Source organism: Kribbella sp. NPDC026596 (genome assembly GCF_040638415.1).
Lineage (GTDB): Bacteria > Actinomycetota > Actinomycetes > Propionibacteriales > Kribbellaceae > Kribbella.
This window is the reverse complement of record NZ_JBEZYF010000022.1, coordinates 32,920-56,214: the sequence shown is the minus strand read 5'-3', so window position 1 is coordinate 56,214 and position 23,295 is coordinate 32,920. Positions and strand designations below refer to the sequence as shown.

Below are 23,295 nucleotides of genomic sequence, written 5' to 3'. Positions count from 1 at the left end.
GATATGGAATCGGACCGAACAGCTATTGGACGTCATACGTCGACTGGCGTTTCGATGGTGCCATGACAGCCTTCCGCGCCGCCGTGGTCCAGTTCGAGCCGACTCCCGACCAACCCGCGACCAATCTCGCCACCGTCGAACGGCTGGCCCGGCAGGCGGTCGCGGACGGCGCCCGCCTGGTCGTGTTCCCGGAACTGTGTCTGCTCGGCTATTGGCATCTGCGCCGCCACCCCGCCGAGCGACTGCGGGAACTGGCCGAGCCGGCCGACGGACCGCTGGTCCGCCGGGTCCTCGCTCTGGCCGAGGAGCTCGGCGCCGGGCTCGGGGTCGGCTTCCTGGAAGATGCTGATGGCAAACTCTTCAACTCGTACGCCGTCTGCCTGCCGACCGGCGTGGTCCACGTCCACCGGAAACTCCATGCCTTCGAACACGAGGCGATCGCCAGCGGGTCGTCGTACACGGTGTTCGACACACCCTGGGGATTCCGGGCCGGGGTGCTGATCTGCTGGGACAACAACCTGGTCGAGAACGTCCGGATCACGGCGTTGCTGGGAGCAACCGTCCTGATCGCGCCGCACCAGACCGGCGGGACGAGCTCGCGCAGCCCGCACGGGATGAGGCCGATCCCGCAGGAGATCTGGGATCGGCGCCGGCAGGATCCAGAGGCTGTCCGGGCCGCCTTCGACGGGCCGAACGGGCGGGGCTGGCTGATGCGCTGGCTGCCGGCCCGGGCGCACGACAACGGGCTGTTCTTGCTGTTCAGCAACGGGGTCGGCCAGGACGACGACGAGATCCGGACCGGGAATGCGATGATTCTGGATCCGTACGGCCGGATCGTCGCCGAGACTCCGGTCCCCGACGAGGCTGTCGTAGTCGCTGATCTGGATCTCGATCTGGTGCCACTGGCAACTGGGCGACGGTGGATGCGTGGGCGGCGGCCCGAGCTCTACGGCCTACTGACCCAGGTCAGGGGTGACGAACTGGATCCGAGAGCAGCGCGCTTCTCGACGGATCCGGTCAATAGATGAGCGCGGTGGCGATCGCCGCGATGCCCTCGCCGCGGCCAGTGAAGCCCAGGCCGTCGGTGGTCGCCGCGCTGACCGACACCTCGGCGTCGCAGGCCGCGCTGAGCACCTTCTCCGCCTCCTCGCGGCGGGCGCCGATTCTCGGCCGGTTGCAGATGATCTGAACCGAGACGTTCCCGATCTCGAATCCCGCGGCCCGCACCCGCCGGGCCGCCTCCGCCAGCAGTACTACGCCGGCGGCGCCGGCCCACTCGGGCTCAGCAGTGCCGAAGTTCGAACCCAGGTCACCCAGTCGAGCCGCGGTCAGCAACGCGGTGCAGATCGCGTGCGCGGCCGCGTCGCCGTCGGAGTGACCCGAAAGCCCGGAGGTCTCGTCCGGCCAGTGCAGGCCGGCCAGCCACATCGGGCGGCCTTCCTCCAGCGGGTGGACGTCGACGCCGTTCCCGACCCGGGGGATCTTCACCTCAGCCGCCTCTCCGCGAGCAGGGCCTCCGCCAGCAGCAGGTCCTGCGGCCGCGTCACCTTGAACGCGTCCGGCGACCCCTCGACCGTCATCACGGTGATCCCGAGCCGCTCACACAGCATCGCATCGTCGGTCGCGCCTACTACGTCGACGGCATGTGCCCGACGCAGTACGCCAGGCTCGAAGCCTTGCGGAGTCTGTACGGCGACCAACGTCGAGCGGTCCGGCGTGTCGAGGACCTCTCCCGTCGGCGCGACCCGCTTGATCGTGTCCGTCACCGGCACCACCGGTACGACGGCCTGGGCGCCGCCGCGCACCGCCGCGACGACCCGCTCGATCACGTCGGCCGGGACGAAGGCCCGTGCCGCGTCGTGCACGAGGATGCAGTCGATCCCGTCGACCGGGACCACCTCCAGCGCCGCGCGCACCGAATCGGGCCGCTCAGCGCCGCCAGGGACCACGTGCAACTGGGCGTCACCGACGTACGGCTCGAGCTCCTTGGTGACTGCTTCCTCGGTGCCCGGGGGGACGGCGATGACAAAACAGACGAGGTCGGCAGCGGTCGCTGCCTTCAGCCCACGCACCGCGTGGACCAGCAGCGAGTCGCCACCGACCTCTCGAAATGCTTTTGGTGTCTCACCACCCAGACGCAAGCCCAGCCCGGCCGCGGGGATCACGACCGCGCTACTCATGCAGGCGCTCGGCTAAGAAGCGAGAACCTCGTCGAGGATGGCTTCCGCCTTGTCCTCGTTGGTGTGTTCAGCCAGGGCCAGCTCGGAGACCAGGATCTGGCGAGCCTTCGCCAGCATCCGCTTCTCACCGGCGGACAGACCACGGTCACGCTCTCGGCGCCACAGGTCGCGAACGACCTCCGCCACCTTCATCACGTCACCGGAGTGCAGCTTCTCCAGGTTCGCCTTGTAACGTCGCGACCAGTTGGTCGGCTCCTCCGTGTGCGGAGCTCGCAGCACGTCGAAGACGCGCTCCAGGCCAGCCTGATCCACGACGTCACGCACGCCGACTAGATCGAGGTTGCACGCGGGGACCCGGACGACCAGGTCGTTCTGAGCGACGATCCTCAAGACCAGATAGGTCTTGTCCTCACCTTTGATCTGACGGGTCTCGATGTCCTCGATGACGGCCGCACCATGGTTGGGGTAAACAACCGTCTCGCCGACTGTGAAAGTCATATGTCACGTGCCCCTTTCCGAGTCCTATCCTACCACGCGGTCGGTGGTCCGGTCGGGGCGTTTGCGCTGGTCAGAGGCCACTTCTCGCCTTGACAAACGCTCTCAGCCGTGCCTCGCGCGGGCGCGAACCGTTGCCTACGACATCACCGCGGCGGCACTTCCGGTCCCCGGCACAGGCATCCCGCCGTCGGTTCCCTGACCCGCGAACGCTACGCTTTGGTGCGCCGGAGGCTGCTGCCTGACGGCCTTGGAGAGCTTGTAGGAGAGGGATTCCAGTGCCGATCATGTTGTCCTCGCGGTTCGCCCGGCGTTCCGCGCTGGCGGGAGCTGCCGCCACTCTCAGTATCGCGCTGTCGGCGTGCTCCGCGAGCTTCGACGCCCCCACGCTGCAGCCGTACCAGGCCGCAGAGGGCACGAACGCGGACTCCGGCTCGGTCAAGGTCCGGAACATGCTGGTGCTGGCCGACGCGGACGGCAAGGGCGAGCTGCACACCGTCATCGTCAACGACGGGGTCGAGGACGACACCTTGGTCAAGATCAGCCAGGCCCCGGCCGGGACGCAGGACGGCCAGGCCGGCAGCGACCAGCCGGGCGTGGTCACGTTCAGCGAGCTCAAGGCGCCCCTGGACCTGAAGGCCGGTACGGCGACCCTGCTGCCGCCGGACGCCAGCGCGCAGACTGAGACGGAGACCGGCGAGCAGCCCGGCGACCCGATCACCGTCACCGGCGGCAAGCCGGGCCAGGTGGTCAACGTGACCATCACCTTCGGCAAGGCCGCGCCGATCACCACCTACATCCCGGTGCTGCCCGACGACCACTACTCCCCGGCGCCGGCCGCGGAGTAGTCCCCAGGCTCAGCCCTTGGCCTGAGCCGCCTTGGACAGACCCGGGAGGATCTTGTCCAGGACCCACGGGACGCTGAGCACGCTGACGGCGCTCATCCCGGAGATCACCTGCGGGTCCTGCATCGCGTACGCGCCGCCGCGCTTGACCGCGCCGAGCGACGAGTAGACCGGGTCGGCCAGGAACTTCTGCGTCCCGATGCCGTCGACGTACGCGACCAGCACGTCGGCGTCGACGTCGGCGATCTTCTCCTTGCTGATGGTGAGCGCGAACTCCTTCTTGGTGTTCGTCTTCTCCAGCGCCTCGACACCCGGCGCGTTCTTGAAGCCCATCTCGTTCAGGATCTGCACCCGCGGGTCGCCGGGCATGTAGACGTAGTTGTCCTGGCCGAACGAGCCGACGGTGATCGTCTTGTCCTTGAACTCGGGGTGGTCGGCCGCGACCTGCTTGATCTTGTCCCCGATCCCGGTGATCAGCTTCTCGGCGTCGGCCTTCTTGCCGAGCGCCTCCCCAACCAGCAGGGTCTGGTCCTGCCAGGTGGTCTGCCACGGCGCACCCGGGTACGCGACCGTCGGCGCGATCCCACTCAGGGTCTTGTACGTCGCCTCGTCGAACCCCTCGTACGGAGCCAGGATGACGTCCGGCTTGAGCGCCGCGATCTTCTCGAACGGGTACTTGTCACCGGTGTCCAGCAACGTCGTCTTCGCCGGGTCGAACTTGTCCGTGTCCCACGCGGTGACGCCGGCGGCGGTCGGGCCGTAGGTGACCTTCGGCATCCCGACCGGCGTCTCACCGAGGGCGTAGACCACGTCCTGGGCGTTCCAGCCGAGCGTGACGATCCGCTCCGGCTTCTTGGTGATGGTGGTCTCACCGAAGGTGTTCTTCAACGTGACCGGGAACCCGGCGGACGCCGTACCGCCCGATGCGGCGGCCTTGTCGTCGCCGTCGCTGCCGCACGCGGCCAGCGTGGTCGCGACCAGTACGGCGGTGGCCGCCGCGCTGATCACGCGGGTACGGGACCAGGACATGCTGACTCTCCTTAGACAGATTGCCTCAACTAAGGAGAGCCTAAGCTAACCCCACAGGCCCTGGCGACCTGCGGGGATGTGAGTCAGGACTCGAACTTGTACCCGAGTCCCCGCACCGTGACCAGGTGCGCCGGGTTCGACGGGTCCTTCTCCAGCTTGGAGCGCAACCGCTTGACGTGCACGTCGAGGGTCTTGGTGTCGCCCACGTAGTCGGCGCCCCAGATCCGGTCGATCAGCTGCCCCCGGGTGAGCACCCGGCCGGTGTTGCGCAGCAGCATCTCGAGCAGCTCGAACTCCTTCAGCGGGAGCCGGATCTCGGTCCCGGACACGGTCACCACGTGCCGCTCCACGTCCATCCGGACCGGCCCGGCCTCGAGGGTGTCGGGCAGCAGCTCGACATCCTGGCCGCGGCGCAGCACGGCGCGGACCCGGGCCAGCAGCTCGCGCGGGCTGTACGGCTTGGTGACGTAGTCGTCCGCGCCGAGCTCGAGACCGACAACCTTGTCGACCTCGGTGTCCTTGGCACTGACGATGATCACCGGGACATTGCCCCGGCTCCGCAGTGCCCGGCAGACCTCAGTGCCGGACAGACCCGGCAGCATCAGGTCGAGCAGGACGATGTCCGCACCGGCCCGGTCGTACTCGTCCAGCGCGTCCGGTCCGGTCTCCGCGACGGCGACCTCGAACCCTTCCTTGCGCAGCACGTACGACAACGCGTCGCTGTAGCTCTCTTCGTCTTCGACGACCAGCACTCGGGTCACGAAGCTGTCTCCTTTGCGATCTGACCTGACGGGGTAGGCGTCAGGGGAACGGCCGGCTCCTCCTGGCTGGGGGAGTCGGTCTGACCCGGAGCGGGTTCGAGCCGCAGCGGGAGTCTCACGGTGAAGGTGGAACCCTGGCCCTCGACACTCCAGACCCGTACGTCGCCGCCGTGGATGGAGGCGATGTGCTTGACGATCGAGAGGCCGAGGCCGGTGCCACCGGTTTCGCGGCTGCGGGCCCGGTCGACCCGGTAGAAGCGCTCGAAGATGCGCTCCAGGTCGCTGCTCGGGATCCCCACACCCTGGTCGCTGACGGTGACCTCGACCAGGTCCCCGATCGGGTGCGCGGCGACCGCGACCCGCGTGCCGTCGGGGCTGTAGTTGACCGCGTTCTCGACCAGGTTGCCGATCGCGATGGACAGCTGGTCGACGCTGCCCATCACCTCCAGCGCCGGCTCGGTCTTGACCACGATCTTGATGTCGCGATCCTCGGCGTCCACCCGGCAGCGGTCCACCGCGGACTCGATGACCGCGTTGATGTCGACCGGGCCGGGATTCTCCAGCGGGTCGTCACCCTGCAGCCGGGACAGCTCGATGATCTCCTTGACCAGGCGGCTCAGCCGGGACGCCTCGACCCGCATCCGGTCCGAGAACCGCTGCACCGCCTCGGGATCGTCGGCGGCCTCCGAGACCGCGTCGGCGAGCAGGATCAGCGCGCCGACCGGGGTCTTCAGCTCGTGGCTGACGTTGACGGTGAAGTCCCGCCGGATCGCGTCCAGCCGGCGCTCGCGGGTCCGGTCCTCGACCAGGACCAGCACGAGCTGGCTGCCCAGCGGCGCCACCCGGGCGCTCACGTACTGCGTCGCTCCGAGCCGGCCGCGGACGATCTCGAGCTCCTGCTGGCGGATCTCACCGTCGCGCCGGACCGCGCGGACCATGGTCAGGATGTCGTCGACCACCAGCCGCTCGCCCCGGACGATGCCGAGCACGTGCGCCGGCGCGCTAGCCTGGAGCACCTGGTCCTCCGGCCCCATCACCACCGCGGACGACCGCAGTACCGACAGGACGGTGGCGACGCCGCCAGGGACGATCGGTTCCGGGGACTCCGGGATCTTGCGCTGGGCCCGCTCGGAAAGCATCATCGCGCCGAGTGAAAGCAGTGCCAGGGCCGCGCCGATGACGCCGCCCAGCACCGCAGCCAGCGTGGGGTCCACGGCAACGATGCTACGCGGGCAACCAGCAGGGAAAGACCGAATGATCACCGGATGACCGGGACACGACACAACTGTTCATCAGGCGTTCACCACTCGTCGCCGTCCGGCAACCTCGACGGCATACGGTCACCGGTGGGCGGGTACCAAGCAGGTGCTTGCCGCTCCGCCCACCGTGGCACCGGACACGAAAGATCGGAAACGAACACGATGCGTGACACTTACCACGAGCAGCTCGACGACATCCTCGCCGAGCTGGAACGCATGACGCGGACGGTGTCCACCGCCGTACGCCGCTCGACCGCCGCCTTGCTGGAAGCCGACATCCGCAAGGCCGAGGACGTCATCGCGGCCGACATCCAGCTGGACGCCGCCGGTGAAGGCGTCGAGGAGAAGGTCTTCGAGTTGATGGCGCGGCAGTCGCCGGTCGCCAACGAGTTGCGGATGCTGGTCGCGGCGCTGCGGATGGTCGCCGACCTGGAGCGGATGGGCGACCTGGCCGCGCACGTCTCGAAGATCGCCCGGATGCGCTACCCGGCCCCGGCGATCCCGGCCGAGCTGCACGACGTGATCCAGGAGATGGGTACGGTCGCCGGCAAGATGGTCGACTCCGCCGGTGACGTGATCAAGACCCGCGACGTCGAGGCGGCCGGCAAGCTCGAGGCCACCGACGACCAGATGGACAAGCTGCGCACCAACCAGTTCCGGCTGATGATGGACGACGACTGGCCGCACGGCGTCGAGGTCGCGGTCGACATCGCCCTGCTCGGGCGGTACTACGAGCGCATCTCCGACCACGCGGTCTCGATGGCCCGCCGGGTCGTCTACCTGGTGACCGGTGAGCTCCCGGTCGCCGTCGGCGGCACCGCTGCCGGCTCCGGCGCCGGCGCCTCCACCCCGAACCCCAACGGCAACAGCTGACCCGGAAACGTCAGGCGCCCCCGGCAGATACTTGCCGGGGGCGCCTTTTCGTGTGTACCCACTACCCACGAGGCGATATCCCCGTGGGTAGTGGGTTCTCCGTTGGTGTGCGAGGGGCGAAGCCACACCTCACGGGGTTGTCCCCTCGTGTTGCGGATGGCGACATGCTCGTCCGCCGGGTGCATCGGCTCGTGACCACGGACCGCGCCCCGGCGAAGCCGGCAAGTGGCGGCCGCGCCGAAGGTGTGTCGTTTTACCGCGGGGTCAGCGGCCCTGGTTCTTGACGGCCTCGATGGCTTCCTTGGCGGCGGCCGGGTCGAGGTACTCGCCACCAGGGGTGACCGGGTGGAAGTCCTCGTCGAGCTCGTAGTACAGCGGGATGCCGGTGGGGATGTTGAGGCCCACGATCGTCGCCTCGTCCAGGTTGTCGAGGTGCTTGACCAGGGCGCGGAGCGAGTTGCCGTGGGCGGTGACCAGGACGGTCTTCCGGGCCCGCAGGTCCGGCACGATCGCGTCGTACCAGTAGGGCAGCATCCGCTCGACGACGTCCTTGAGGCACTCGGTCGCGGGCAGCAGCTCCGACGGGAGCCCGGCGTACCGCGGGTCGCCGAACTGGTCGTACTCCGAGCCGCGCTCGATCGCCGGCGGCGGGGTGTCGTACGAACGGCGGAACAGCATGAACTGCTCCTCGCCGAGCTCCTCCAGGGTCTGCTTCTTGTCCTTGCCCTGCAGGCCGCCGTAGTGCCGCTCGTTCAACCGCCAGGAGCGGCGTACGTCGATCCACTGGCGGTCGGCCACCTCGAGCGCGATGTTCGCGGTGCGGATCGCCCGGCGCAGCACCGAGGTGTGCAGCACGTCGGGCAGCAGGTCGCGGTCGCGGAGCAGCTCACCACCGCGGTGCGCCTCCTCGACACCCTGCGCGTTCAGGTCGACGTCGACCCAGCCGGTGAACAGGTTCTTGGCGTTCCAGTCGCTGTGGCCGTGGCGGAGCAGGATCAGGCGATAGGTCATGGCTGCAAGCCTACTTGGGCTCCAGCCAGCCCTTGAAAGCGTCCAGGTTTCGGGTGGATTCGCCCCGGGAGACGCGCCAGTCGTACTCCTTGCGGATCGACGACGCGAACCCGAGCTCGAGGATCGTGTTGAACGACGAGTCGGCGTACTCCAGGACCGCGCCGAGCAGCCGGTCCACCTCGGTCGGCGTGATCGCGTGCAGCGGGACCCGCCCGTCCAGGTGGATGTCGCCCAGGTGGTCGACCGCGAACGCGACGCCGTACATCTTCAGGTTCCGCTCCAGCAGCCAGCGATAGACCGCCTCGTGGTTCTCGTCCGGGTGCCGGGCCACGAACGCGTGCACCTGGACCGCCTGCGCCCCGACCGTCAGCGACACCGTCGTCTTCAGCTTCCGCTCCCCCGGCAGATCCGCGCTGAAGACGCCCGGCTCGGCCTCGGTGAAGTCGAGCTCGTTCTCGGTCAGGACCTGTCGGATCACGTCCGCCGCGGAAACTCTCACAGCACTCTCACCCAGCCACCTCCGCGGCGATCTCCGCCGCCATCGTTTCCGCGGCGGTCCGGTACGCCGCCAGGGTCCTGCGGGCGGTCAGCTCCCAGCCGAACCCGAGCGCGTGCTTGACCGCCGCCCGGCTCATGCTCTCGCGAGTGTGCGGATCCGTCGCGATCCGGCCCAGCGCGTCGGCGAAGTCGTCCACCCGGTGCCCGCGCACCAGCAACCCGGTCTGCCCGTCGACGACCGCCGTACTCAGGCCGCCGACAGCAGCTGCGACCACCGGCGTACCGCAGGCCTGCGCCTCCAGGGCGACCAGGCCGAAGGATTCCGAGTACGACGGGACGCACACAACGGAAGCGGACCGGTACCACCGCGCCAGCCCCGCGCGTTCCATCGGCTTCACGAACCGGGTCACGTCGTCGACCCCGAGCGTCCGGGCCAGCTCCGCATGCGATTCCGGATGCTCCATCCCGTTGCCCGACGGACCCCCGATGATCGCGACGACCATCCGCTCCCGCAGCGACGGGTCCCGCTCGAGCATCCGCGCGGCCGCCCGGATCAGCAGATCGGGCGCCTTCAACGGCTGGATCCGCCCGACGAACGCGAGTACGACGGCATCCACGGGCAACCCGAGTTCGCGTCGGGTCGCAACCTGGTCACCGGGGCTGAACACGTCCAGATCCACGCCGGGGTTGACCACGCCGACCTTTGCGGGCTGAGCGCCGTACAGGTTGATGAGCTCCTGCGCTTCGTCCTCGGTGTTGGCCAGCAGACGATCCGCGGCCTCGACCACCTGCTCCTCGCCGATGAGGCGGGCGGGCGGCTCGGGTACGTCGTCCTCGGCCAGGCTGGCGTTCTTCACCTTGGCCATCGTGTGCATGGTGTGGACCAGCGGGACCGCCCACCGGTCACGGGCGAGCAGTCCGACCTGCCCGGACAACCAGTAGTGCGAGTGGATCACGTCGTACCAGCCGGGCTCGTGGATCGCCTCGGCCCGCAGGACCGCTCGGGCGAACGTGCACAGCTGGGCGGGCAACTCGTTCTTGGTCAGCCCTTCGTACGGCCCGGCCGCGACGTTGCGGACCATCACCCCGGGCATCAGCTCGACCCTCGCGGGGAGCGCCGACGCGGTCGCGCGGGTGAACACGTCGACCTCGATCCCCAGGTCGGCGAGGCGCTTGGACAGCTCCACCACATAGACGTTCATGCCGCCGGCGTCCCCGGTGCCCGGCTGGTCCAGCGGCGAGGTGTGCAGGCTGATCATCGCGACCCGCCGCAGCGGACGGTCAGCGGACGGTTCGGTCACCTGGTCAGCGTAACTCCGGCGATCGGACCGGGAATCGGGACTTCTCCCTATCCGAGTCAGGCCTGATAGACCGCGACCGGATGGGCGAGGGTGGTGATGTCGTCTGCCGGGTCGCCGTTGACCAGCAGGAGGTCCGCGTCGGCGCCGGGACGGATGCGGCCTTTGCGGTCGCCGAGGCCGAGTACGTCGGCTGCCGTGGACGTGGCGGAGGTGAGGGCCGCGATCGGCGGGATGCCTGACTGCACGTACTCGGCCAGCGTGGCCGGCAGGAGTCCGTGCGGTTTCGCCGGTCCGATCCCACCGTCGGACCCGGCCACCAGTCGGGCTCCCCCGTCGTACACGCGGCGTACTGCCTGCTGCAGCGCCGTCTCGGTGATGCCGGCTCGGGCGACCGCCTCGAGGATCTCCGGTGGTACGACGACCGACGCGTCGGATCCGAGTGTTCCGCAGACGGCGATCTCGGCGGCGGCGAGTCGGGCGAGGAGTTCGTCGTCGATGGCCACCCCGTCGGGCGTCAGGCAGGTGCAGTGTTCGATTCCGTCGACACCGGCGTCCAAGGCCTGGCGTACTGCGGCGAGCGCATGGGCGTGGGCGGTGATCGGGAGGCCGAGGGCGTGCGCTTCTTCCACGGCAGCTGCCAACTCCGGGGCGGTGAACTGGGGGTTCATCGTGTCGGAGCCAGGTGTCATGGGTCCGCCGCTGGCCATGATCTTGATGACGTCGGCGCCTTTCTCGGCCCGTCGCCGTACGGCAGCGCGGAGCTGCTCCGGGCCTTCGGCCTCACCGCCCAGCCACCAGCAGTGCCCGCCCACGCTGGTGAGTGGTGCGCCGGCTGCGACGACGGTTGGTAAGCCGGGGACTTCGCGGTGGCGCCAGTTCAGGACAGCGTCGTTCATGTCGCCGAGGTCGCGAACCGTGGTCACACCGGCGGCCAGGTGGAGCCGCAACGACTGCTCGATCGTGCCGAACACGACGTCTTCGGTGGCTTCACGCAGCCGGTCGAGGGCACCCGGGCCGGCGTCGGCGGTGAGGTGCACGTGGGCATCGATCAGGCCCGGTAGGACGGTGCCGCCCGGTACGTCGCTCACCGGCCAGTCGGCGGGCACCTCCCGCGCTGTCCCGGTGATCAGACCGCCCTCGACGAGCACGACGCCGTGATCGAGAAGCCGTTCGCCGTCGAAGATCCGACCTGCCCGCAGCGCGACCCTGACCATGATCGGCAGTCTCTCTCAGGGTGGGTCTACCACCACCCCGGTTGGCGGACTCGGCCCACTGCGGTACGGCGCGCGCCGAAACGATGATTGACATGCGTACCGTCTTCGAAGAAGTGAAGTCCTGGCACCGTCCGCTGATGCTGATGGTGCTCGCGATGGCCGGTCTCACCGTGACGGCCGCGGTCGGCGGCGATCAGCTGTGTCGCGCTGGGCGTCGTGGTCGCCGCGGCCCGGCGTCGGCCGGGTGTGAGACGCACGACCGTCGACGCGAAGCAGTTTGAGAGACTTGGTCTATGACTTCCGACCGTCCTCTTGCCGTCGTGACCGGAGCGAGTAGTGGGATCGGTGCCGCGTCGGCGCGGTATCTGGCCCGGGAGGGTTTCGAGGTGATCTGCGCCGCGCGGCGGCTGGATCGGATCGAGGCGCTGGCCAAGGAGATCGACGGCCGGGCGGTGCAGTGCGACGTGACGTCGGCCGACGATGTCGCGGCGCTGACCGCGGCGGTCGGTGACGAGCTGGCGGTGCTGGTGAACAACGCCGGCGGCGCGTTCGGGTTCGAGCCGGTGGCCGAGGCGGACCTGGATGCCTGGCGGCGGATGTACGAGGTCAACGTGATCGGCGTCGCGGCCGTCACCAAGTCGTTGCTCCCGGCCCTCATCGCCGGCCGCGGCACGATCATCGTGATGGGCTCGACCGCCGGTCAGGTCGCGTACGAGGGCGGCGGCGGGTACGTCGCCGCGAAGCACGCAGCCAAGGCGATCGTCGACACCCTGCGGCTCGAACTCTTCGACCAACCGGTCCGGGTCTGCGAGATCGCACCCGGCATGGTCCGCAGCGAAGGTTTCGCGCTGACCCGCTTCGACGGCGACCAGGCCAAGGCCGAAGCCGTGTACGCCGGCGTCGCCGAACCCCTCACCGCCGACGACATCGCCGACATCGTCGCCTGGATCGCCACCCGCCCGTCCCACGTCAACATCGACCGCCTAACCGTCCGCCCCCGAGCCCAAGCCGCCCAACACAAAGTCCACCGCATCCAGTAACTACTTGGCGCGGAGGCGGTCTACTGGTGGGGAGGGGACGGGGAGGGGGATCGTCGGGGTGGGCAAGTTGTAGGTGGTGTAGAGGCGGTGGCGGATGGCTTCCAGGGGGAAGGTTTCTTGGTAGATCGCCAGTTTGACTGTCACGCCCTCTAAGGTTGCTCTTAGCAACATTTCTTCGACGGCGGGGTCGGGGGCGCCGCGGGCGGTGAAGACGGCGCGGATGGCGTCTTCGACCTGGGCCAGGCGGGCGGACTTCGCGGACTCGACGCGGGCGAAGACGTCGTGGGTGGACGGTTGCATCATCAGGCTGATGGCCAGCCGCTGGATCGGGAGCGTGGTGGCGGCCGCCATCAGGGCGCCGTCGATGATGCCGGCCAGGCGTTCGTCCGGAGTGCCTTGGATGGTGAGGATCGCGGCGATGCCGTCCAGCCAGCGGTCCAGCAGCTCGGCCGCCAACTGTTCCTTGGTGGCGAAGTAGTACGAGACCAAGCCGCGGGATACGCCCGCGGACTCAGTGATCTCGGAGATGGACGCGGCCTCGAAACCCTTGGCGGCGAAGACTTCCAGCGCGGCGGCCAGGATGCGTTCCCTGGAGCGCTCTCGCATCTCCTGGTTGACGGTGGCCGAGCGCGGCACGGATCCCTTCCCTGGCTCCCTGGTCATGGCCCCGAAGCGCCGGACAACCCCCCATTCTCGTGCCCGGCGCTTCCGGGCTGACCCCCCGTGTTTCAGGCCCCTCCCCAGGCGCCGTCTATAGACTGGACGTCCAGTCAACAAATGTCAAAGGCTTCGCCGGTTTCGTGGACACGAGCCGTCACCGGTAGGATGAAGGGGCTGCGCCCTGCGTCGAGTGGCCTTCTCGAGCGACACAACACGCCGTAGCCACCGCCTGACACCCAGTCCCAATCGCTTGGAGCGCTTCCCCATGCCTGTCCGTAACGACCTGCGCAATGTCGCGATCGTGGCCCACGTCGACCACGGGAAGACCACTCTGGTCGACGCGATGCTGTGGCAGTCCGGCGCGTTCGGCGCGCATCAGCACGTGGACGAGCGGGCGATGGACTCCGGCGACCTGGAACGTGAGAAGGGCATCACGATCCTGGCCAAGAACACCGCCGTCCGGCACAAGATGGCCAACGGCGAGCAGATGACGATCAACATCATCGACACTCCCGGCCACGCCGACTTCGGCGGTGAGGTCGAGCGCGGCCTGTCGATGGTGGACGCGATCGTGCTGCTGGTGGACGCCTCCGAGGGCCCGCTGCCGCAGACCCGGTTCGTGCTGCGCAAGGCGCTGGCGCGGCAGATGCCCGTCATCCTGGTGGTCAACAAGGTGGACCGTCCGGACGCGCGGATCGCCGAGGTCGTCGACGAGACCTACGAGCTGTTCCTCGACCTGCTGGACCACGACGCCGACCAGTCCGCCCTGGACTTCCCGGTCGTGTACGCCTCGGCCCGGGCCGGCCGCGCCTCGCTGAACCAGCCCGAGGACGGCGGGATGCCGGACTCCGACGACCTCGAGCCGCTGTTCGAGACGATCCTGAACAACGTGCCCGCCCCGGAGTACACCGAGGGCGCGCCGCTGCAGGCGCACGTCACCAACCTGGACGCCTCGCCGTTCCTCGGCCGGCTCGCGCTGGTCCGGGTGCACGAAGGCACGCTGAAGAAGGGCGCCCAGGTCGCCTGGTGCCGCCACGACGGCACGATCCAGAAGGTCAAGATCACCGAACTGCTGGTCACCGAGGCGCTCGAGCGCGTCCCCGGCGACTCGGCCGGACCGGGCGACATCGTCGCGATCGCGGGCATCCCCGAGATCATGATCGGCGACACCCTGACCGACCCGGACAACCCCAAGCCGCTGCCGCTGATCACCGTGGACGAGCCGGCCATCTCGATGACGATCGGTACCAACACCTCGCCGCTGGCCGGCCGGACCAAGGGCACCAAGGTCACCGCCCGCCTGGTCAAGGACCGCCTCGACCGCGAACTGGTCGGCAACGTGTCCCTGAAGGTCCTGCCGACCGAGCGTCCGGACACCTGGGAGGTGCAGGGCCGTGGTGAGCTGGCGCTGGCCATCCTGGTCGAGCAGATGCGCCGCGAGGGCTACGAGCTGACCGTCGGCAAGCCGCAGGTGGTCACCCGCGAGATCGACGGCAAGCGGCACGAGCCGGTCGAGCGCCTGACGATCGACTGCCCCGAGGAATACCTCGGCACCGTTACCCAACTGCTCGCGGTCCGCAAGGGCCGGATGGAGCAGATGACGAACCACGGCACCGGCTGGGTCCGGATGGAGTTCCTGGTGCCGGCCCGCGGCCTGATCGGCTTCCGGACCGAGTTCCTCACCGACACCCGCGGTACGGGGATCGCCCACCACGTCTTCGAGGGTTACGAGCCGTGGTTCGGCGAGCTCCGCACGCGCCCGTCCGGCTCGCTGGTCTCGGACCGCACCGGCGCGGCGACGTCGTACGCGATGATCAACCTGCAGGAGCGCGGCACCATGTTCGTGGAGCCGGCCACCGAGGTGTACGAGGGCATGATCGTCGGCGAGAACTCGCGCGCCGACGACATGGACGTCAACATCACCAAGGAAAAGAAGATGACCAACGTCCGCTCGAACGCGGACGAGTTCGAGAAGCTGGTGCCGGCCCGCAAGCTGTCGCTCGAGCAGTCGCTGGAGTTCTGCCGCGAGGACGAGTGCGTCGAGGTCACCCCGGACGCGATCCGGATGCGCAAGGTCGCCCTCACCCAGGTCGAGCGTTCGAAGCTGGGTCGCAAGAGCAAGAGCTGAACGCAGCCTGGGTGTTTGGGCACGAACTGGACACGGTCGGCGGAACGACGCGAGCCGAATCACAGCGGTGTGATACACCATTGCTCGGCCGGTCGCGGGGGAAGAAAATTCCGGATCGTTACCAACCAGACGCCAGCTGCTGACGTCTGTCTTGTGCAAGCAACTCTGCTGGGGGAAGGACAAGGAAACATGGGCATTCTGCGTAAGCTCGGCGCTACTCTGACGGCCGCCGCGTTCGTGGGCGTCGGCGCACTTTCCGCCACCACGACGGCCGATGCCGTCACGGTGGCACCGAAGGTTGCGCCCCTGGTCGTGGTCGCGCCGCAGAAGGCGGCCACGGCGGCGAAGTCCAGTGCGGTGGTGGGCAAGTACCGGCTGGACAAGCGTTGCCTGACGAAGGGCCGGGTGCTCTGCATCAACAAGAAGACCCGCAAGCTGGTGTACGTCGTGAACGGCAAGGCGATCCAGGTCGCCGACGCCCGCTTCGGTGCCAGCAAGACACCGACGCGCAACGGCACGTTCAAGGTCTACCGCAAGTCGAAGAACCACGTGTCGTCGCTGTACAAGTCCGCGATGCCGTACGCGATGTTCTTCAGCGGCGGCCAGGCGGTGCACTACTCCTCGGACTTCAAGGCCCGTGGCTACAACGGCGCCTCGCACGGCTGCGTGAACATCCGGGACAAGAAGAAGATCGCCTGGATCTTCGCCCGCATCAAGGTCGGCGACAAGGTCGTCGTCTACAGCGGCTGATCCAGCACCTGACTGAAAGCCCGATAGAGCCTGGGGTCCACCAGGCAGAAGATCGAGCGCTCGACGGAGGTCGTCGTACGGAGAACTGTCCGTACGGCGACCTCCGCTGCTGATCGGGCCGGCCAGCCGTAGATGCCGGCCGAGACCGCAGGGAGGGTAAGGGTTTTGACGCCGAGCTCGTCCGCGATCCGCAGAGCATTGCGGTAACACGACTCGAGCAGGGCTGGATCCCGTTGGCCGGCGTTGTAGTTGGGCCCGACCACGTGGATCACGTACGACGCGGGAAGCGCGCCCGCTGTGGTCCAGACCGCCGTACCGGTCGGGGTGCCGTTCGGATAGCGATCGATCAGCTCCGCGAGGATCTCCGGACCGCCGGCGCGATGGATCGCACCGTCCACGCCACCACCGCCGCGAAGCGCGTGATGCGCTGCGTTGACGATCGCATCGGCCGGGACCGTGGTGATGTCCGCGGTGCTGAGAACGATCTCCATGCGAAGTTCCTCGGGTACGCTGAGCCAACCAAAAGACCGGTGAGGACGTCCCACAAGTGTAGGGACGGGTCGATCAGAGGGGTGTCCGATGCGCGGGCTGATCATTCGCAAGATGCTGACCGGACTGGTCGCAGGCGCCGGAATTGCTGCACTCCTCAGTTCCGGAACGAGCGCGACGGCGGCGCCGACGGACTCCTCGGACCTGAAGACCGTGCCGTTCGAGGTCACCGGTGAGCTGCCGATCTACCCGAAGGCGCTGTGGAAGAACGGCTCCAGCGGTACGAACGTACGCAAGGTCGAGGCTCGCCTGGTTCAGCTGAAGCTGCTGGAGAAGCGCTACCTGGACAACGACTACGGGACGATGACGCGGTCTGCGGTGAAGAAGTTCCAGCAGTCCAAGGGGATTCCGCAGCTCGGGTACGTCGACCAGAACACCTTGGACAAGCTTGCCGCGGTCACCCATGTGCCGACCCAGACCGAGCTGTACCCGCCGGCGCCGGTGGTGAACGGTAAGCAGCTCGACGCGCGCTGCGCAACGGGTGTGGTGCTGTGCATCGACAAGAGCACTCGCAAGCTGCGGTACGTCGTCGACGGCGTGGTGAAGATGCAGCTGGACGTGCGGTTCGGCGCGGTGAAGACTGCGACCCGCGAGGGCAGCTTCACGGTCGGCTGGAAGAGCCGGAACCACGTCTCCAAGCTGTACGACTCGGCGATGCCGTTCGCGATGTTCTTCAGCGGCGGCCAGGCGGTGCACTACTCGTCCGACTTCGCGGCCCGCGGTTACAACGGCGCCTCGCACGGCTGCGTGAACGTGCGGGACCTGGGCAAGATCAAGATCCTGTTCGGCCAGGTCAAGGTCGGCGACAAGGTGATCGTCTACCGCTCCTAGTTTCAGAGCGGACGCGGACCCCGGCGGCGGCGGATGCCCCAGCCGCCTCGGCCGCGGCCGGCGGCGGCGCGGAGCGCCGGGCGGGCGTCGACCAGGTAGACGGCGGCCGCGACGATGCCGATCAGACCGAAGAAGCTCAGCCAGCCCTGGAAAAGCTGACTCAGCGTGAACACGACGAGGATCAGCACCCAGCCGGGCTTGGTCAGCTTGTCCGCGGCGACGAACACCGCCCGGGGCCGGAAGGCCGCGTCGACCAGCGCCACCAGCTTGAGTCCGAGCAGCACCCACCAGATGATCTCGAGCGGACCTGCGAACCCGGGAAAGAGGTTCGGGAACGTGGCGAGTGGGAGCATGCCTACGAGCCTAACCGACAGACCGGGCGGCCTCATCTGCTGAGAGCCGCCCGGCCATCGGATTCACCCAGAACTGGGCTGTTCGTTACCGTCAGTCGCCGACCTTGTCGGCGGCGGCGGTCGCGGCCTTGGCGGCCGTCTTCGCGGTCTTGCGAGCGCTGGTCGTGGTCGCCTTGACGTTGCGGGTCGCGGTGTCGGCGGTCTTCTTGGCGGTGGTGCGGGTCGCCTTGGCCTTGCTCACCGTGGTCTTCGCGCTGGCGACCAGGTCCTCGGTGGCCTTCTGGTGGCGGATCCGCTCGACCAGGTCCTTGCCGCGGCCGGCCAGGTCCTCGTAGGTCTCCTCGGCCTGGCCGAGGACGGTGGTGAAGCCGGCCTGCGCGGTCTTCGGCAGCTCGCGCAGCTTGGCCGGGGTGGTCTTCGCGTCGGCGACGATCGCCTCGAAACGCTTGGCGAACTCGGTCTGGGCCTTGGTCAGCTCGGCCTGCAGGGTCTGCTGGTCCAGCTTGGCGAACCGGGCGGTGACGTCCTCGCTGACCGCGCGGAACTTCTCGACCGCGAGGTCGCCGGCGCCGGCGATCGCGTAGAACGGGGTAACAGGCGTACGGGTAGCCATCAGGCTTCTCCTCGGATTTTCAGCAGGAAGTGATTACTTGGTGGTGTGCTCGTCAGGGGTTGTGTTCTCACGGACGAACGACGCGTAGACGTCCAGCAGGACGCGCTTCTGCCGCTCGTTCAGTGCGGGGTCGAGCAGGACGGCGTCGACCACGCCCGTGGGCCGCGAGCCCTCCGAGCTGTCGTCCGGATCGAGGATGCCGGCCCGTACGTACAGGGTCTCCGCGGAGATCCGCAACGCCTTCGCGAGCTGCTGCAGCACCTCGGCCGACGGTTTCCGCAGGCCACGCTCGATCTGGCTCAGATACGGGTTCGACACCCCGGCCAGGTCCGACAGCTGCCGCAACGACAACTGCGCATGCCGCCGCTGTTCGGCGAGGTACTCCCCGAGGGAGCCCACCGCCCCAGCTGCACGATCACTCAACCTGGCCATGCATCCAGTGTGCTAGCAAGGTGCTTGCAATTGCAAGCACGACCACCGTGAGCCCGCTCACGCGGGCTGGAAACTAGCTGAACGTCGCAGGATGCGGTTGTACGGCGCCGACCTCGACGCCGCCGCCGAGGAGGGGGAAGCGGAGGTGCCGCTCGATGGTGTCGTTGGTGATGCCGAGGCGCTGCAGGACAGCGGCCATCACAACCTTGCGGCCGCGCGGCTGCCCGTCCTCGAGCTTCACCGCGATCCCCCGGCCGTCGGCCAGGCCGACGGCGTACACACCTTCGGCGCCGGCCTTGCAGAACAGGCCGTCGACCGCGCGCATCAGCTCGGCCTCGTCGCGCGTACTCCCGCTGGCGTACTCGGGGTACGCGCGGAACGCATCCTTCACGCGCGCCTCGAGGGTCCCCGGGGCCGCGGCGGCGAACAGGCCGAACGAGCGAGCGAGGCCGGCCAGGGTGAGCGCGAAGATCGGGGCGCCGCAGCCGTCGACGGCGATGTAGGAGGCCTTCTCCCCGGCCGAGTCCTCGATCGCGGTCCGGATCTCCTTCTGCAGTGGGTGATCCGGAAACCGGTAGTCGTCGATCGGCCAGCCGTTGAGGTGGCAGGTGAGGATCATCGCGGCGTGCTTGCCGGAGCAGTTCATCGTGATCGATTCCGGACCGTGCCCCGCGCGTACCCAGGCATCCCGGGCCGCGTCGTCCAGCGGGTACTGCGCCGGCGTCCGCAGAACCGACTCGTCCTTGCCCGCGAGTGCGAGGATCTCGCGGACACCGTCGAGATGGATCTGCTCACCCGAGTGCGATGCACCCGCGAGCGCGAGCAGGTTGCCGTCCAGGGGCAGGCCGTTGCGGAGCATGCCGAGGGCCTGCATGGGCTTGTTCGACGAGCGCGGGAACATCGGCTGGTCGACGACGCCGGCCGCCCAGGCGACAGTGCCGTCGGGGTTGGTCACCACGACGGAGCCGCGGTGATGGCCCTCCACGAAGTCGCTGCGGACGACGTCGGCCAGGATCACAGGTTCGGTCACGGCTGAACTGTACAGGTGCAAAATGCGGTATTGCGAATGAATCGGTTCAGAGTCGGGAGCGGACGTGCAGGCCTGCCTCGGGGTCGACCAGGATCTCCTGCGTCGCCGTCACCGTGGGCTGATCCTCGGCCACGATCTCGAGTACGGCGTCCGCGTCGACGTTCCGCTTGACCAGCGCGAGCGCGATCGGTCCGAGCTCGTGATGCCGCGCCGCCGACCCGACGAACCCGACCTGCTTCTCCCCCGCGCGCACGGCGTACCCATGCGCCGGCAGGTGGTCGACCGAACCGTCCAGGTGCAGCCGCACCAGCCGCCGCGGCGGACGGCCGAGGTTGTGCACCCGGGCGACCGTCTCCTGGCCGCGGTAGCAGCCCTTGTTCAGGTGTACGCCGACGCCGAGCCAGCCCACCTCGTTCGGGATCGCGCGCTCGTCGGTGTCCAGACCGAACCGCGGCGCACCCGCCTCGATCCGGAGCGCCTCGTACGCCCAGATCCCGGCCGCCGGACCCTCCAGCCCGGCCAGCTCGCCGCGCGGCAGGAACACCTCGTGACCGCCCAGCGAGTCCTCGCCGCTGCGGGTCAGGTGCTCGCCCTCAGGAGCTCCGGGCTTCCAAATCATGGCGTAGTCGTCAGTCACGTCCGCGATCTCGACGCGGGACATGAAGACCATCTTCTGCAACCACTCGATCAGCGCCGCGGCCGCACCCGGCTCGGTGTGCAGCCAGAACGTCTCGCCGTCGTCTACGCCGTACATCACGTGCTCGATGTGGCCGGTCGGCGACAGCAGTAGCGCCGTGGTCGACGTACCGGGCTTGAGGCCTTCGAAGTACTGCGTGGTGATCGCGTGCAGCCAGGTCAGGCGGTCCGGACCGGTGATCGTGACGACATCGCGGTGCGAGAGGTCGACAAACGCCTGGCCGGCGACGAGGGCCCGCTGCTCGCGCAGATCCGAGCCGTAGTGGGCCGCGACGCCGGCGTCGAGTCCGTCGGCCTCGACCGCCCCGGGCAGGTCCAGCAGTGGGCTGCGGTTTCGTGACATGTCACCAGAGTACGTCGAGTGGCGTACGGCGAACGCCTCCCGGGGTGGGATGTGGACAGACCTCTTGTCCGGGGAGCCTGGCATGGACGACGCGATGAAGGGAGCAGGCGATGAGCGACAAGCGATTCCGGTTCGGCGTGGTGGGTAGCCCGGCGAGCGGCACCGACTGGATCAAGACCGTCCGCCAGGCTGCGGACCTCGGATACTCCACCGTACTGATGCCCGACGGGCTGCAGTTGCCGTCGCCGTTCCCCTCGCTGGCGATGGCCGCCGCGGTCGCGGACATCCGGGTCGGCACGTTCGTAGCGGCGGCTCCGCTCCGCACTCCGCGGGCGACCGCCTGGGAGGCGCACACGCTCACCTTGCTGACCGACGGGCGGTTCGAGTTCGGTCTCGGGACCGGGCGGCCGGCGGTCGAGCAGCAGGTGGCCGAGATCGGGTTGCGGTTCGGCACGGCCAAGGAGCGGCGTGACCAGGTTCGCGAGACCCTGGACCACCTCGAGAAGCTCGACGGCGACCGCCGTACGCCGATCATGCTGGCGGCCGGTGGACCGCGGGCGCTCGCACTGGCGGCGGCCCGGGCCGACATCGTCTCGCTGGCCAAGGACGCGATGACGCCGCGCGCCGAGGTCGCTCAGCTGGTCCAGGACCTGCGTGAGCTGGCCGGACCGCGGGCGGACGAGATCGAGCTCGCGATGAACCTGTTCGCGGCCGGGACCCGGGAGCTGCCGCCGTGGACCAAGCGGGCCGCCGGTGTCGAGCCCGCCGAGCTGGAGGCGAGCGACTCGCTGATGATGCTGCGCGGTACGCCGCAACAGATGGCGGATGAGCTCCAGCGGCGGCGGGACGAGTTCGGTACGTCGTACATCAGCGTCAACTCGACGTACCTCGAGGATCTGGCACCCGTCGTCGCGCTGCTGGCCGGGAAGTAGACGTGACACTGCCCGCCGGTCTGTGGCCCGGCGGGCAGTGCTGGGAGGGGTGGGGATGGCTAGCGGTTGACAGGTGCTTCCTCGGCTGTGGCGGTGAGGGGTACGTCGCCGGCGTGGGTGTCGCCCGCGGCGAAGGCGGCCTCGTCGAACGGATCCTCACCGGCGAACACCTGTTGTGCCTGCGACTTGTCGAACTCACCGACCCAGTGGCCCACCAGGACGGTGGCGACCGCGTTGCCGGCGAAGTTCGTCAGCGCCCGGGCCTCGGACATGAACCGGTCGATGCCGACGATCAGGCCGACGCCGTCGACCAGGTCCGGGCGGTGCGACTGAAGGCCGCCGGCCAGCGTGGCCAGACCGGCGCCGGTGACTCCGGCAGCGCCCTTCGAGGCGACGATCATGAACAGCAGCAGGGAGATCTGCTGACCGATCGAGAACGGCTGGTCCATCGCCTCGGCGATGAACAGCGACGCCATGGTCAGGTAGATCGCCGTGCCGTCCAGGTTGAACGAGTAGCCGGTGGGGACGGTGATGCCGACCACGGACTTGTCGACGCCGAGATGCTCCATCTTTCCGATCAGTCGGGGCAGGGCGGTCTCCGACGACGAGGTGGACACGATCAGCAGGAACTCGCGGCCGAGATAGCGCAGCAACTGGAAGATCGAGATCCCGGTGACCACCCGGAGCAGCGTGCCGAGCACGAGGATCACGAACAGCAGGCAGGTGGCGTAGAAGGCGAGCATGATCTTGCCGAGGCTGACCAGCGCGTCCGCGCCGGTGGCGCCGACGACGGCAGCGATCGCGCCGAACGCGCCGATCGGGGCGGCCCACATGATCATCGACAGCACCTTGAACACCAGCCGCTGGATGTGCCCGATGGCGCCGAGGATCGGCTGGCCCTTCGTGCCCATCGCCTGCAGCGCGAAGCCGATCAGCAGCGCGACGAACACGGTCTGCAGTACTTCGCCCTCGGTCAGCGCGGACAGCATTGACTTCGGGATGATGCCGAGGAGGAAGTCCGTCGTACCCTCATGCGCCCCGGCGGCCTGCTTCTGGCCGGTCTCGCGGAGCTTGTCGGTCAGGTTCAGACCGGAACCGGGCTGGACCAGGTTGCCGACCACCAGGCCGATGCCGAGCGCGACCGTCGACATCACCAGGAAGTAGACGAGCGCGAGACCGCCGACCTTGCCGACGCTGGCGGCTTGGCGGACCGAGCCGATGCCGAGCACCAGCGTGCAGAAGATGATCGGGCTGATCAGCATCTTGATCAGGTTGACGAACGCGGTGCCGAGCGGTTTCAGCTCGACGGCGAAGTCGGGGAACAGGAACCCGACACCGATGCCGAGCAGGACGGCGACGATGACGGCGATGTAGAGGAAATGGGTCCGGTCGTTGCGCACCGGAGTGGGTCGGGGTTCGGTCGGGCTCGACATTGGTGGGACTCCCTGTATCGGCCGGCGGGGTGTTTGAGT

Annotated in this window: 27 protein-coding genes; 9 read left to right on the top strand and 18 right to left on the bottom strand. The window is 68.5% G+C overall.

Annotation, left to right across the window (positions count from 1 at the left end; translation table 11 throughout):
- The first annotated feature begins 62 nt into the window (after positions 1–62).
- A complete protein-coding gene (locus AB0E63_RS20080) occupies positions 63–1,028 on the top strand; it encodes a nitrilase family protein (RefSeq protein ID WP_360367975.1) in 966 nt (321 codons plus the stop codon).
- On the opposite strand, the gene ispF is transcribed toward AB0E63_RS20080, so the two are convergent.
- Genes ispF through AB0E63_RS20065 form a run of 3 tightly spaced genes read right to left on the bottom strand, consistent with a single transcriptional unit; the run spans position 1,018 to position 2,678 of the window.
- Positions 1,018–1,428, bottom strand: a complete 411-nt coding sequence (ispF, locus tag AB0E63_RS20075) for a 2-C-methyl-D-erythritol 2,4-cyclodiphosphate synthase (RefSeq protein ID WP_360368120.1) — start codon at positions 1,426–1,428, stop codon at positions 1,018–1,020. The two genes, AB0E63_RS20080 and ispF, sit on opposite strands and share 11 nt — an antisense overlap.
- Before the next feature lie 56 nt (positions 1,429–1,484).
- Positions 1,485–2,180: a 2-C-methyl-D-erythritol 4-phosphate cytidylyltransferase gene (ispD, locus tag AB0E63_RS20070; RefSeq protein ID WP_360367972.1), complete on the bottom strand. Its 696-nt coding sequence runs from the start codon at positions 2,178–2,180 to the stop codon at positions 1,485–1,487.
- Between the two features lie 12 nt (positions 2,181–2,192).
- Positions 2,193–2,678, bottom strand: coding sequence for a CarD family transcriptional regulator (locus tag AB0E63_RS20065; protein ID WP_012918679.1), 486 nt, complete (start codon positions 2,676–2,678; stop codon positions 2,193–2,195).
- 284 nt (positions 2,679–2,962) lie between these two features.
- On the opposite strand from AB0E63_RS20065, the gene AB0E63_RS20060 reads away from it, so the two are divergent.
- Entirely contained in the window at positions 2,963–3,523 is a 561-nt protein-coding gene (locus tag AB0E63_RS20060) for a hypothetical protein (protein WP_360367969.1), read from the top strand.
- Positions 3,524–3,532: 9 nt separating this feature from the next.
- Here AB0E63_RS20060 and AB0E63_RS20055 read toward each other — a convergent pair whose 3' ends face one another.
- From AB0E63_RS20055 to AB0E63_RS20045, 3 genes are all read right to left on the bottom strand, one after another.
- Positions 3,533–4,549, bottom strand: coding sequence for an iron-siderophore ABC transporter substrate-binding protein (locus AB0E63_RS20055; RefSeq protein ID WP_360367966.1), 1,017 nt, complete (start codon positions 4,547–4,549; stop codon positions 3,533–3,535).
- An 83-nt stretch (positions 4,550–4,632) separates the two neighbouring features.
- A complete protein-coding gene (locus AB0E63_RS20050) occupies positions 4,633–5,310 on the bottom strand; it encodes a response regulator transcription factor (protein WP_130383318.1) in 678 nt (225 codons plus the stop codon).
- Entirely contained in the window at positions 5,307–6,524 is a 1,218-nt protein-coding gene (locus AB0E63_RS20045; protein WP_360367963.1) for an ATP-binding protein, read from the bottom strand. The genes AB0E63_RS20050 and AB0E63_RS20045 overlap by 4 nt, the downstream gene beginning before the upstream one ends.
- 207 nt (positions 6,525–6,731) lie before the next feature.
- Between AB0E63_RS20045 and phoU the strand changes: the two genes are divergently transcribed.
- Positions 6,732–7,442 carry a phosphate signaling complex protein PhoU gene (gene phoU, locus AB0E63_RS20040; protein ID WP_360367960.1) on the top strand — a complete coding sequence of 237 codons (711 nt, stop codon included), beginning with the start codon at positions 6,732–6,734 and terminating at the stop codon, positions 7,440–7,442.
- A gap of 264 nt (positions 7,443–7,706) precedes the next feature.
- Here phoU and AB0E63_RS20035 read toward each other — a convergent pair whose 3' ends face one another.
- The 4 genes from AB0E63_RS20035 to AB0E63_RS20020 are packed head-to-tail and all read right to left on the bottom strand — an operon-like array spanning position 7,707 to position 11,466.
- Complete coding sequence (locus tag AB0E63_RS20035) at positions 7,707–8,453, bottom strand: phosphoglyceromutase (protein WP_360367958.1); 747 nt, start codon at positions 8,451–8,453, stop codon at positions 7,707–7,709.
- Between the two features lie 10 nt (positions 8,454–8,463).
- Complete coding sequence (locus AB0E63_RS20030; RefSeq protein WP_360367955.1) at positions 8,464–8,952, bottom strand: YbjN domain-containing protein; 489 nt, start codon at positions 8,950–8,952, stop codon at positions 8,464–8,466.
- Positions 8,953–8,959: 7 nt separating this feature from the next.
- Positions 8,960–10,252, bottom strand: coding sequence for a D-inositol-3-phosphate glycosyltransferase (gene mshA / locus AB0E63_RS20025; protein ID WP_360367952.1), 1,293 nt, complete (start codon positions 10,250–10,252; stop codon positions 8,960–8,962).
- Between the two features lie 56 nt (positions 10,253–10,308).
- Positions 10,309–11,466, bottom strand: coding sequence for an amidohydrolase family protein (locus AB0E63_RS20020; RefSeq protein ID WP_360367949.1), 1,158 nt, complete (start codon positions 11,464–11,466; stop codon positions 10,309–10,311).
- Between the two features lie 92 nt (positions 11,467–11,558).
- On the opposite strand from AB0E63_RS20020, the gene AB0E63_RS20015 reads away from it, so the two are divergent.
- Together AB0E63_RS20015 and AB0E63_RS20010 are read left to right on the top strand one after the other, a co-directional pair.
- On the top strand, positions 11,559–11,747 hold the full coding sequence (locus AB0E63_RS20015) for a hypothetical protein (RefSeq protein ID WP_360367947.1): 189 nt from the start codon (positions 11,559–11,561) through the stop codon (positions 11,745–11,747).
- A 12-nt stretch (positions 11,748–11,759) separates the two neighbouring features.
- Complete coding sequence (locus AB0E63_RS20010; protein ID WP_360367944.1) at positions 11,760–12,506, top strand: SDR family NAD(P)-dependent oxidoreductase; 747 nt, start codon at positions 11,760–11,762, stop codon at positions 12,504–12,506.
- On the opposite strand, the gene AB0E63_RS20005 is transcribed toward AB0E63_RS20010, so the two are convergent.
- Complete coding sequence (locus tag AB0E63_RS20005; protein ID WP_360367941.1) at positions 12,507–13,169, bottom strand: TetR/AcrR family transcriptional regulator; 663 nt, start codon at positions 13,167–13,169, stop codon at positions 12,507–12,509.
- Between the two features lie 262 nt (positions 13,170–13,431).
- On the opposite strand from AB0E63_RS20005, the gene typA reads away from it, so the two are divergent.
- Both typA and AB0E63_RS19995 read left to right on the top strand, forming a co-directional pair.
- Positions 13,432–15,294, top strand: coding sequence for a translational GTPase TypA (typA, locus tag AB0E63_RS20000; RefSeq protein WP_360367938.1), 1,863 nt, complete (start codon positions 13,432–13,434; stop codon positions 15,292–15,294).
- Between the two features lie 189 nt (positions 15,295–15,483).
- Positions 15,484–16,044 (top strand): L,D-transpeptidase, encoded by a 561-nt coding sequence (locus tag AB0E63_RS19995; RefSeq protein ID WP_360367935.1) that lies wholly within the window; start codon positions 15,484–15,486, stop codon positions 16,042–16,044.
- On the opposite strand, the gene AB0E63_RS19990 is transcribed toward AB0E63_RS19995, so the two are convergent.
- Positions 16,032–16,535 (bottom strand): O-acetyl-ADP-ribose deacetylase, encoded by a 504-nt coding sequence (locus AB0E63_RS19990; RefSeq protein ID WP_360367932.1) that lies wholly within the window; start codon positions 16,533–16,535, stop codon positions 16,032–16,034. The genes AB0E63_RS19995 and AB0E63_RS19990 overlap by 13 nt on opposite strands.
- A gap of 88 nt (positions 16,536–16,623) precedes the next feature.
- Between AB0E63_RS19990 and AB0E63_RS19985 the strand changes: the two genes are divergently transcribed.
- Positions 16,624–17,424 (top strand): L,D-transpeptidase family protein, encoded by an 801-nt coding sequence (locus AB0E63_RS19985; protein WP_360367930.1) that lies wholly within the window; start codon positions 16,624–16,626, stop codon positions 17,422–17,424.
- A gap of 2 nt (positions 17,425–17,426) precedes the next feature.
- Here AB0E63_RS19985 and AB0E63_RS19980 read toward each other — a convergent pair whose 3' ends face one another.
- From AB0E63_RS19980 to AB0E63_RS19960, 5 genes are all read right to left on the bottom strand, one after another.
- Positions 17,427–17,777, bottom strand: a complete 351-nt coding sequence (locus AB0E63_RS19980) for a DUF2516 family protein (protein WP_360367927.1) — start codon at positions 17,775–17,777, stop codon at positions 17,427–17,429.
- A 91-nt stretch (positions 17,778–17,868) separates the two neighbouring features.
- Positions 17,869–18,390, bottom strand: a complete 522-nt coding sequence (locus AB0E63_RS19975) for a hypothetical protein (RefSeq protein WP_360367924.1) — start codon at positions 18,388–18,390, stop codon at positions 17,869–17,871.
- Between the two features lie 33 nt (positions 18,391–18,423).
- A complete protein-coding gene (locus tag AB0E63_RS19970) occupies positions 18,424–18,822 on the bottom strand; it encodes a helix-turn-helix transcriptional regulator (RefSeq protein WP_360367921.1) in 399 nt (132 codons plus the stop codon).
- Between the two features lie 73 nt (positions 18,823–18,895).
- Entirely contained in the window at positions 18,896–19,852 is a 957-nt protein-coding gene (locus AB0E63_RS19965) for an asparaginase (RefSeq protein WP_360367919.1), read from the bottom strand.
- A gap of 46 nt (positions 19,853–19,898) precedes the next feature.
- On the bottom strand, positions 19,899–20,891 hold the full coding sequence (locus tag AB0E63_RS19960) for a glycine cleavage T C-terminal barrel domain-containing protein (RefSeq protein WP_360367916.1): 993 nt from the start codon (positions 20,889–20,891) through the stop codon (positions 19,899–19,901).
- A gap of 110 nt (positions 20,892–21,001) precedes the next feature.
- On the opposite strand from AB0E63_RS19960, the gene AB0E63_RS19955 reads away from it, so the two are divergent.
- Entirely contained in the window at positions 21,002–21,823 is an 822-nt protein-coding gene (locus AB0E63_RS19955; RefSeq protein ID WP_360367913.1) for an LLM class flavin-dependent oxidoreductase, read from the top strand.
- A gap of 59 nt (positions 21,824–21,882) precedes the next feature.
- On the opposite strand, the gene AB0E63_RS19950 is transcribed toward AB0E63_RS19955, so the two are convergent.
- Positions 21,883–23,256, bottom strand: a complete 1,374-nt coding sequence (locus AB0E63_RS19950) for a cation:dicarboxylase symporter family transporter (RefSeq protein WP_360367910.1) — start codon at positions 23,254–23,256, stop codon at positions 21,883–21,885.
- Positions 23,257–23,295: the final 39 nt, after the last annotated feature.

What these genes read in the sequence shown, in the direction of transcription:
- ispF (WP_360368120.1), bottom strand. Translation starts at nt 1,428, where the DNA reads ATGTGGCTGGCCGGCCTGCACTGGCCGGACGAGACCTCCGGGCTTTCG.
- phoU (WP_360367960.1), top strand. Translation starts at nt 6,732, where the DNA reads ATGCGTGACACTTACCACGAGCAGCTCGACGACATCCTCGCCGAGCTG.
- AB0E63_RS20065 (WP_012918679.1), bottom strand. Translation starts at nt 2,678, where the DNA reads ATGACTTTCACAGTCGGCGAGACGGTTGTTTACCCCAACCATGGTGCG.
- AB0E63_RS20020 (WP_360367949.1), bottom strand. Translation starts at nt 11,466, where the DNA reads ATGGTCAGGGTCGCGCTGCGGGCAGGTCGGATCTTCGACGGCGAACGG.
- AB0E63_RS19980 (WP_360367927.1), bottom strand. Translation starts at nt 17,777, where the DNA reads ATGCTCCCACTCGCCACGTTCCCGAACCTCTTTCCCGGGTTCGCAGGT.
- AB0E63_RS19950 (WP_360367910.1), bottom strand. Translation starts at nt 23,256, where the DNA reads ATGTCGAGCCCGACCGAACCCCGACCCACTCCGGTGCGCAACGACCGG.
- AB0E63_RS19960 (WP_360367916.1), bottom strand. Translation starts at nt 20,891, where the DNA reads ATGTCACGAAACCGCAGCCCACTGCTGGACCTGCCCGGGGCGGTCGAG.
- AB0E63_RS20035 (WP_360367958.1), bottom strand. Translation starts at nt 8,453, where the DNA reads ATGACCTATCGCCTGATCCTGCTCCGCCACGGCCACAGCGACTGGAAC.
- AB0E63_RS19975 (WP_360367924.1), bottom strand. Translation starts at nt 18,390, where the DNA reads ATGGCTACCCGTACGCCTGTTACCCCGTTCTACGCGATCGCCGGCGCC.
- AB0E63_RS19970 (WP_360367921.1), bottom strand. Translation starts at nt 18,822, where the DNA reads ATGGCCAGGTTGAGTGATCGTGCAGCTGGGGCGGTGGGCTCCCTCGGG.
- AB0E63_RS20080 (WP_360367975.1), top strand. Translation starts at nt 63, where the DNA reads ATGACAGCCTTCCGCGCCGCCGTGGTCCAGTTCGAGCCGACTCCCGAC.
- typA (WP_360367938.1), top strand. Translation starts at nt 13,432, where the DNA reads ATGCCTGTCCGTAACGACCTGCGCAATGTCGCGATCGTGGCCCACGTC.
- AB0E63_RS19955 (WP_360367913.1), top strand. Translation starts at nt 21,002, where the DNA reads ATGAGCGACAAGCGATTCCGGTTCGGCGTGGTGGGTAGCCCGGCGAGC.
- AB0E63_RS19990 (WP_360367932.1), bottom strand. Translation starts at nt 16,535, where the DNA reads ATGGAGATCGTTCTCAGCACCGCGGACATCACCACGGTCCCGGCCGAT.
- AB0E63_RS20060 (WP_360367969.1), top strand. Translation starts at nt 2,963, where the DNA reads ATGTTGTCCTCGCGGTTCGCCCGGCGTTCCGCGCTGGCGGGAGCTGCC.
- AB0E63_RS20055 (WP_360367966.1), bottom strand. Translation starts at nt 4,549, where the DNA reads ATGTCCTGGTCCCGTACCCGCGTGATCAGCGCGGCGGCCACCGCCGTA.
- AB0E63_RS20005 (WP_360367941.1), bottom strand. Translation starts at nt 13,169, where the DNA reads ATGACCAGGGAGCCAGGGAAGGGATCCGTGCCGCGCTCGGCCACCGTC.
- AB0E63_RS19985 (WP_360367930.1), top strand. Translation starts at nt 16,624, where the DNA reads ATGCGCGGGCTGATCATTCGCAAGATGCTGACCGGACTGGTCGCAGGC.
- AB0E63_RS19995 (WP_360367935.1), top strand. Translation starts at nt 15,484, where the DNA reads ATGGGCATTCTGCGTAAGCTCGGCGCTACTCTGACGGCCGCCGCGTTC.
- ispD (WP_360367972.1), bottom strand. Translation starts at nt 2,180, where the DNA reads ATGAGTAGCGCGGTCGTGATCCCCGCGGCCGGGCTGGGCTTGCGTCTG.
- AB0E63_RS20015 (WP_360367947.1), top strand. Translation starts at nt 11,559, where the DNA reads ATGCGTACCGTCTTCGAAGAAGTGAAGTCCTGGCACCGTCCGCTGATG.
- AB0E63_RS20010 (WP_360367944.1), top strand. Translation starts at nt 11,760, where the DNA reads ATGACTTCCGACCGTCCTCTTGCCGTCGTGACCGGAGCGAGTAGTGGG.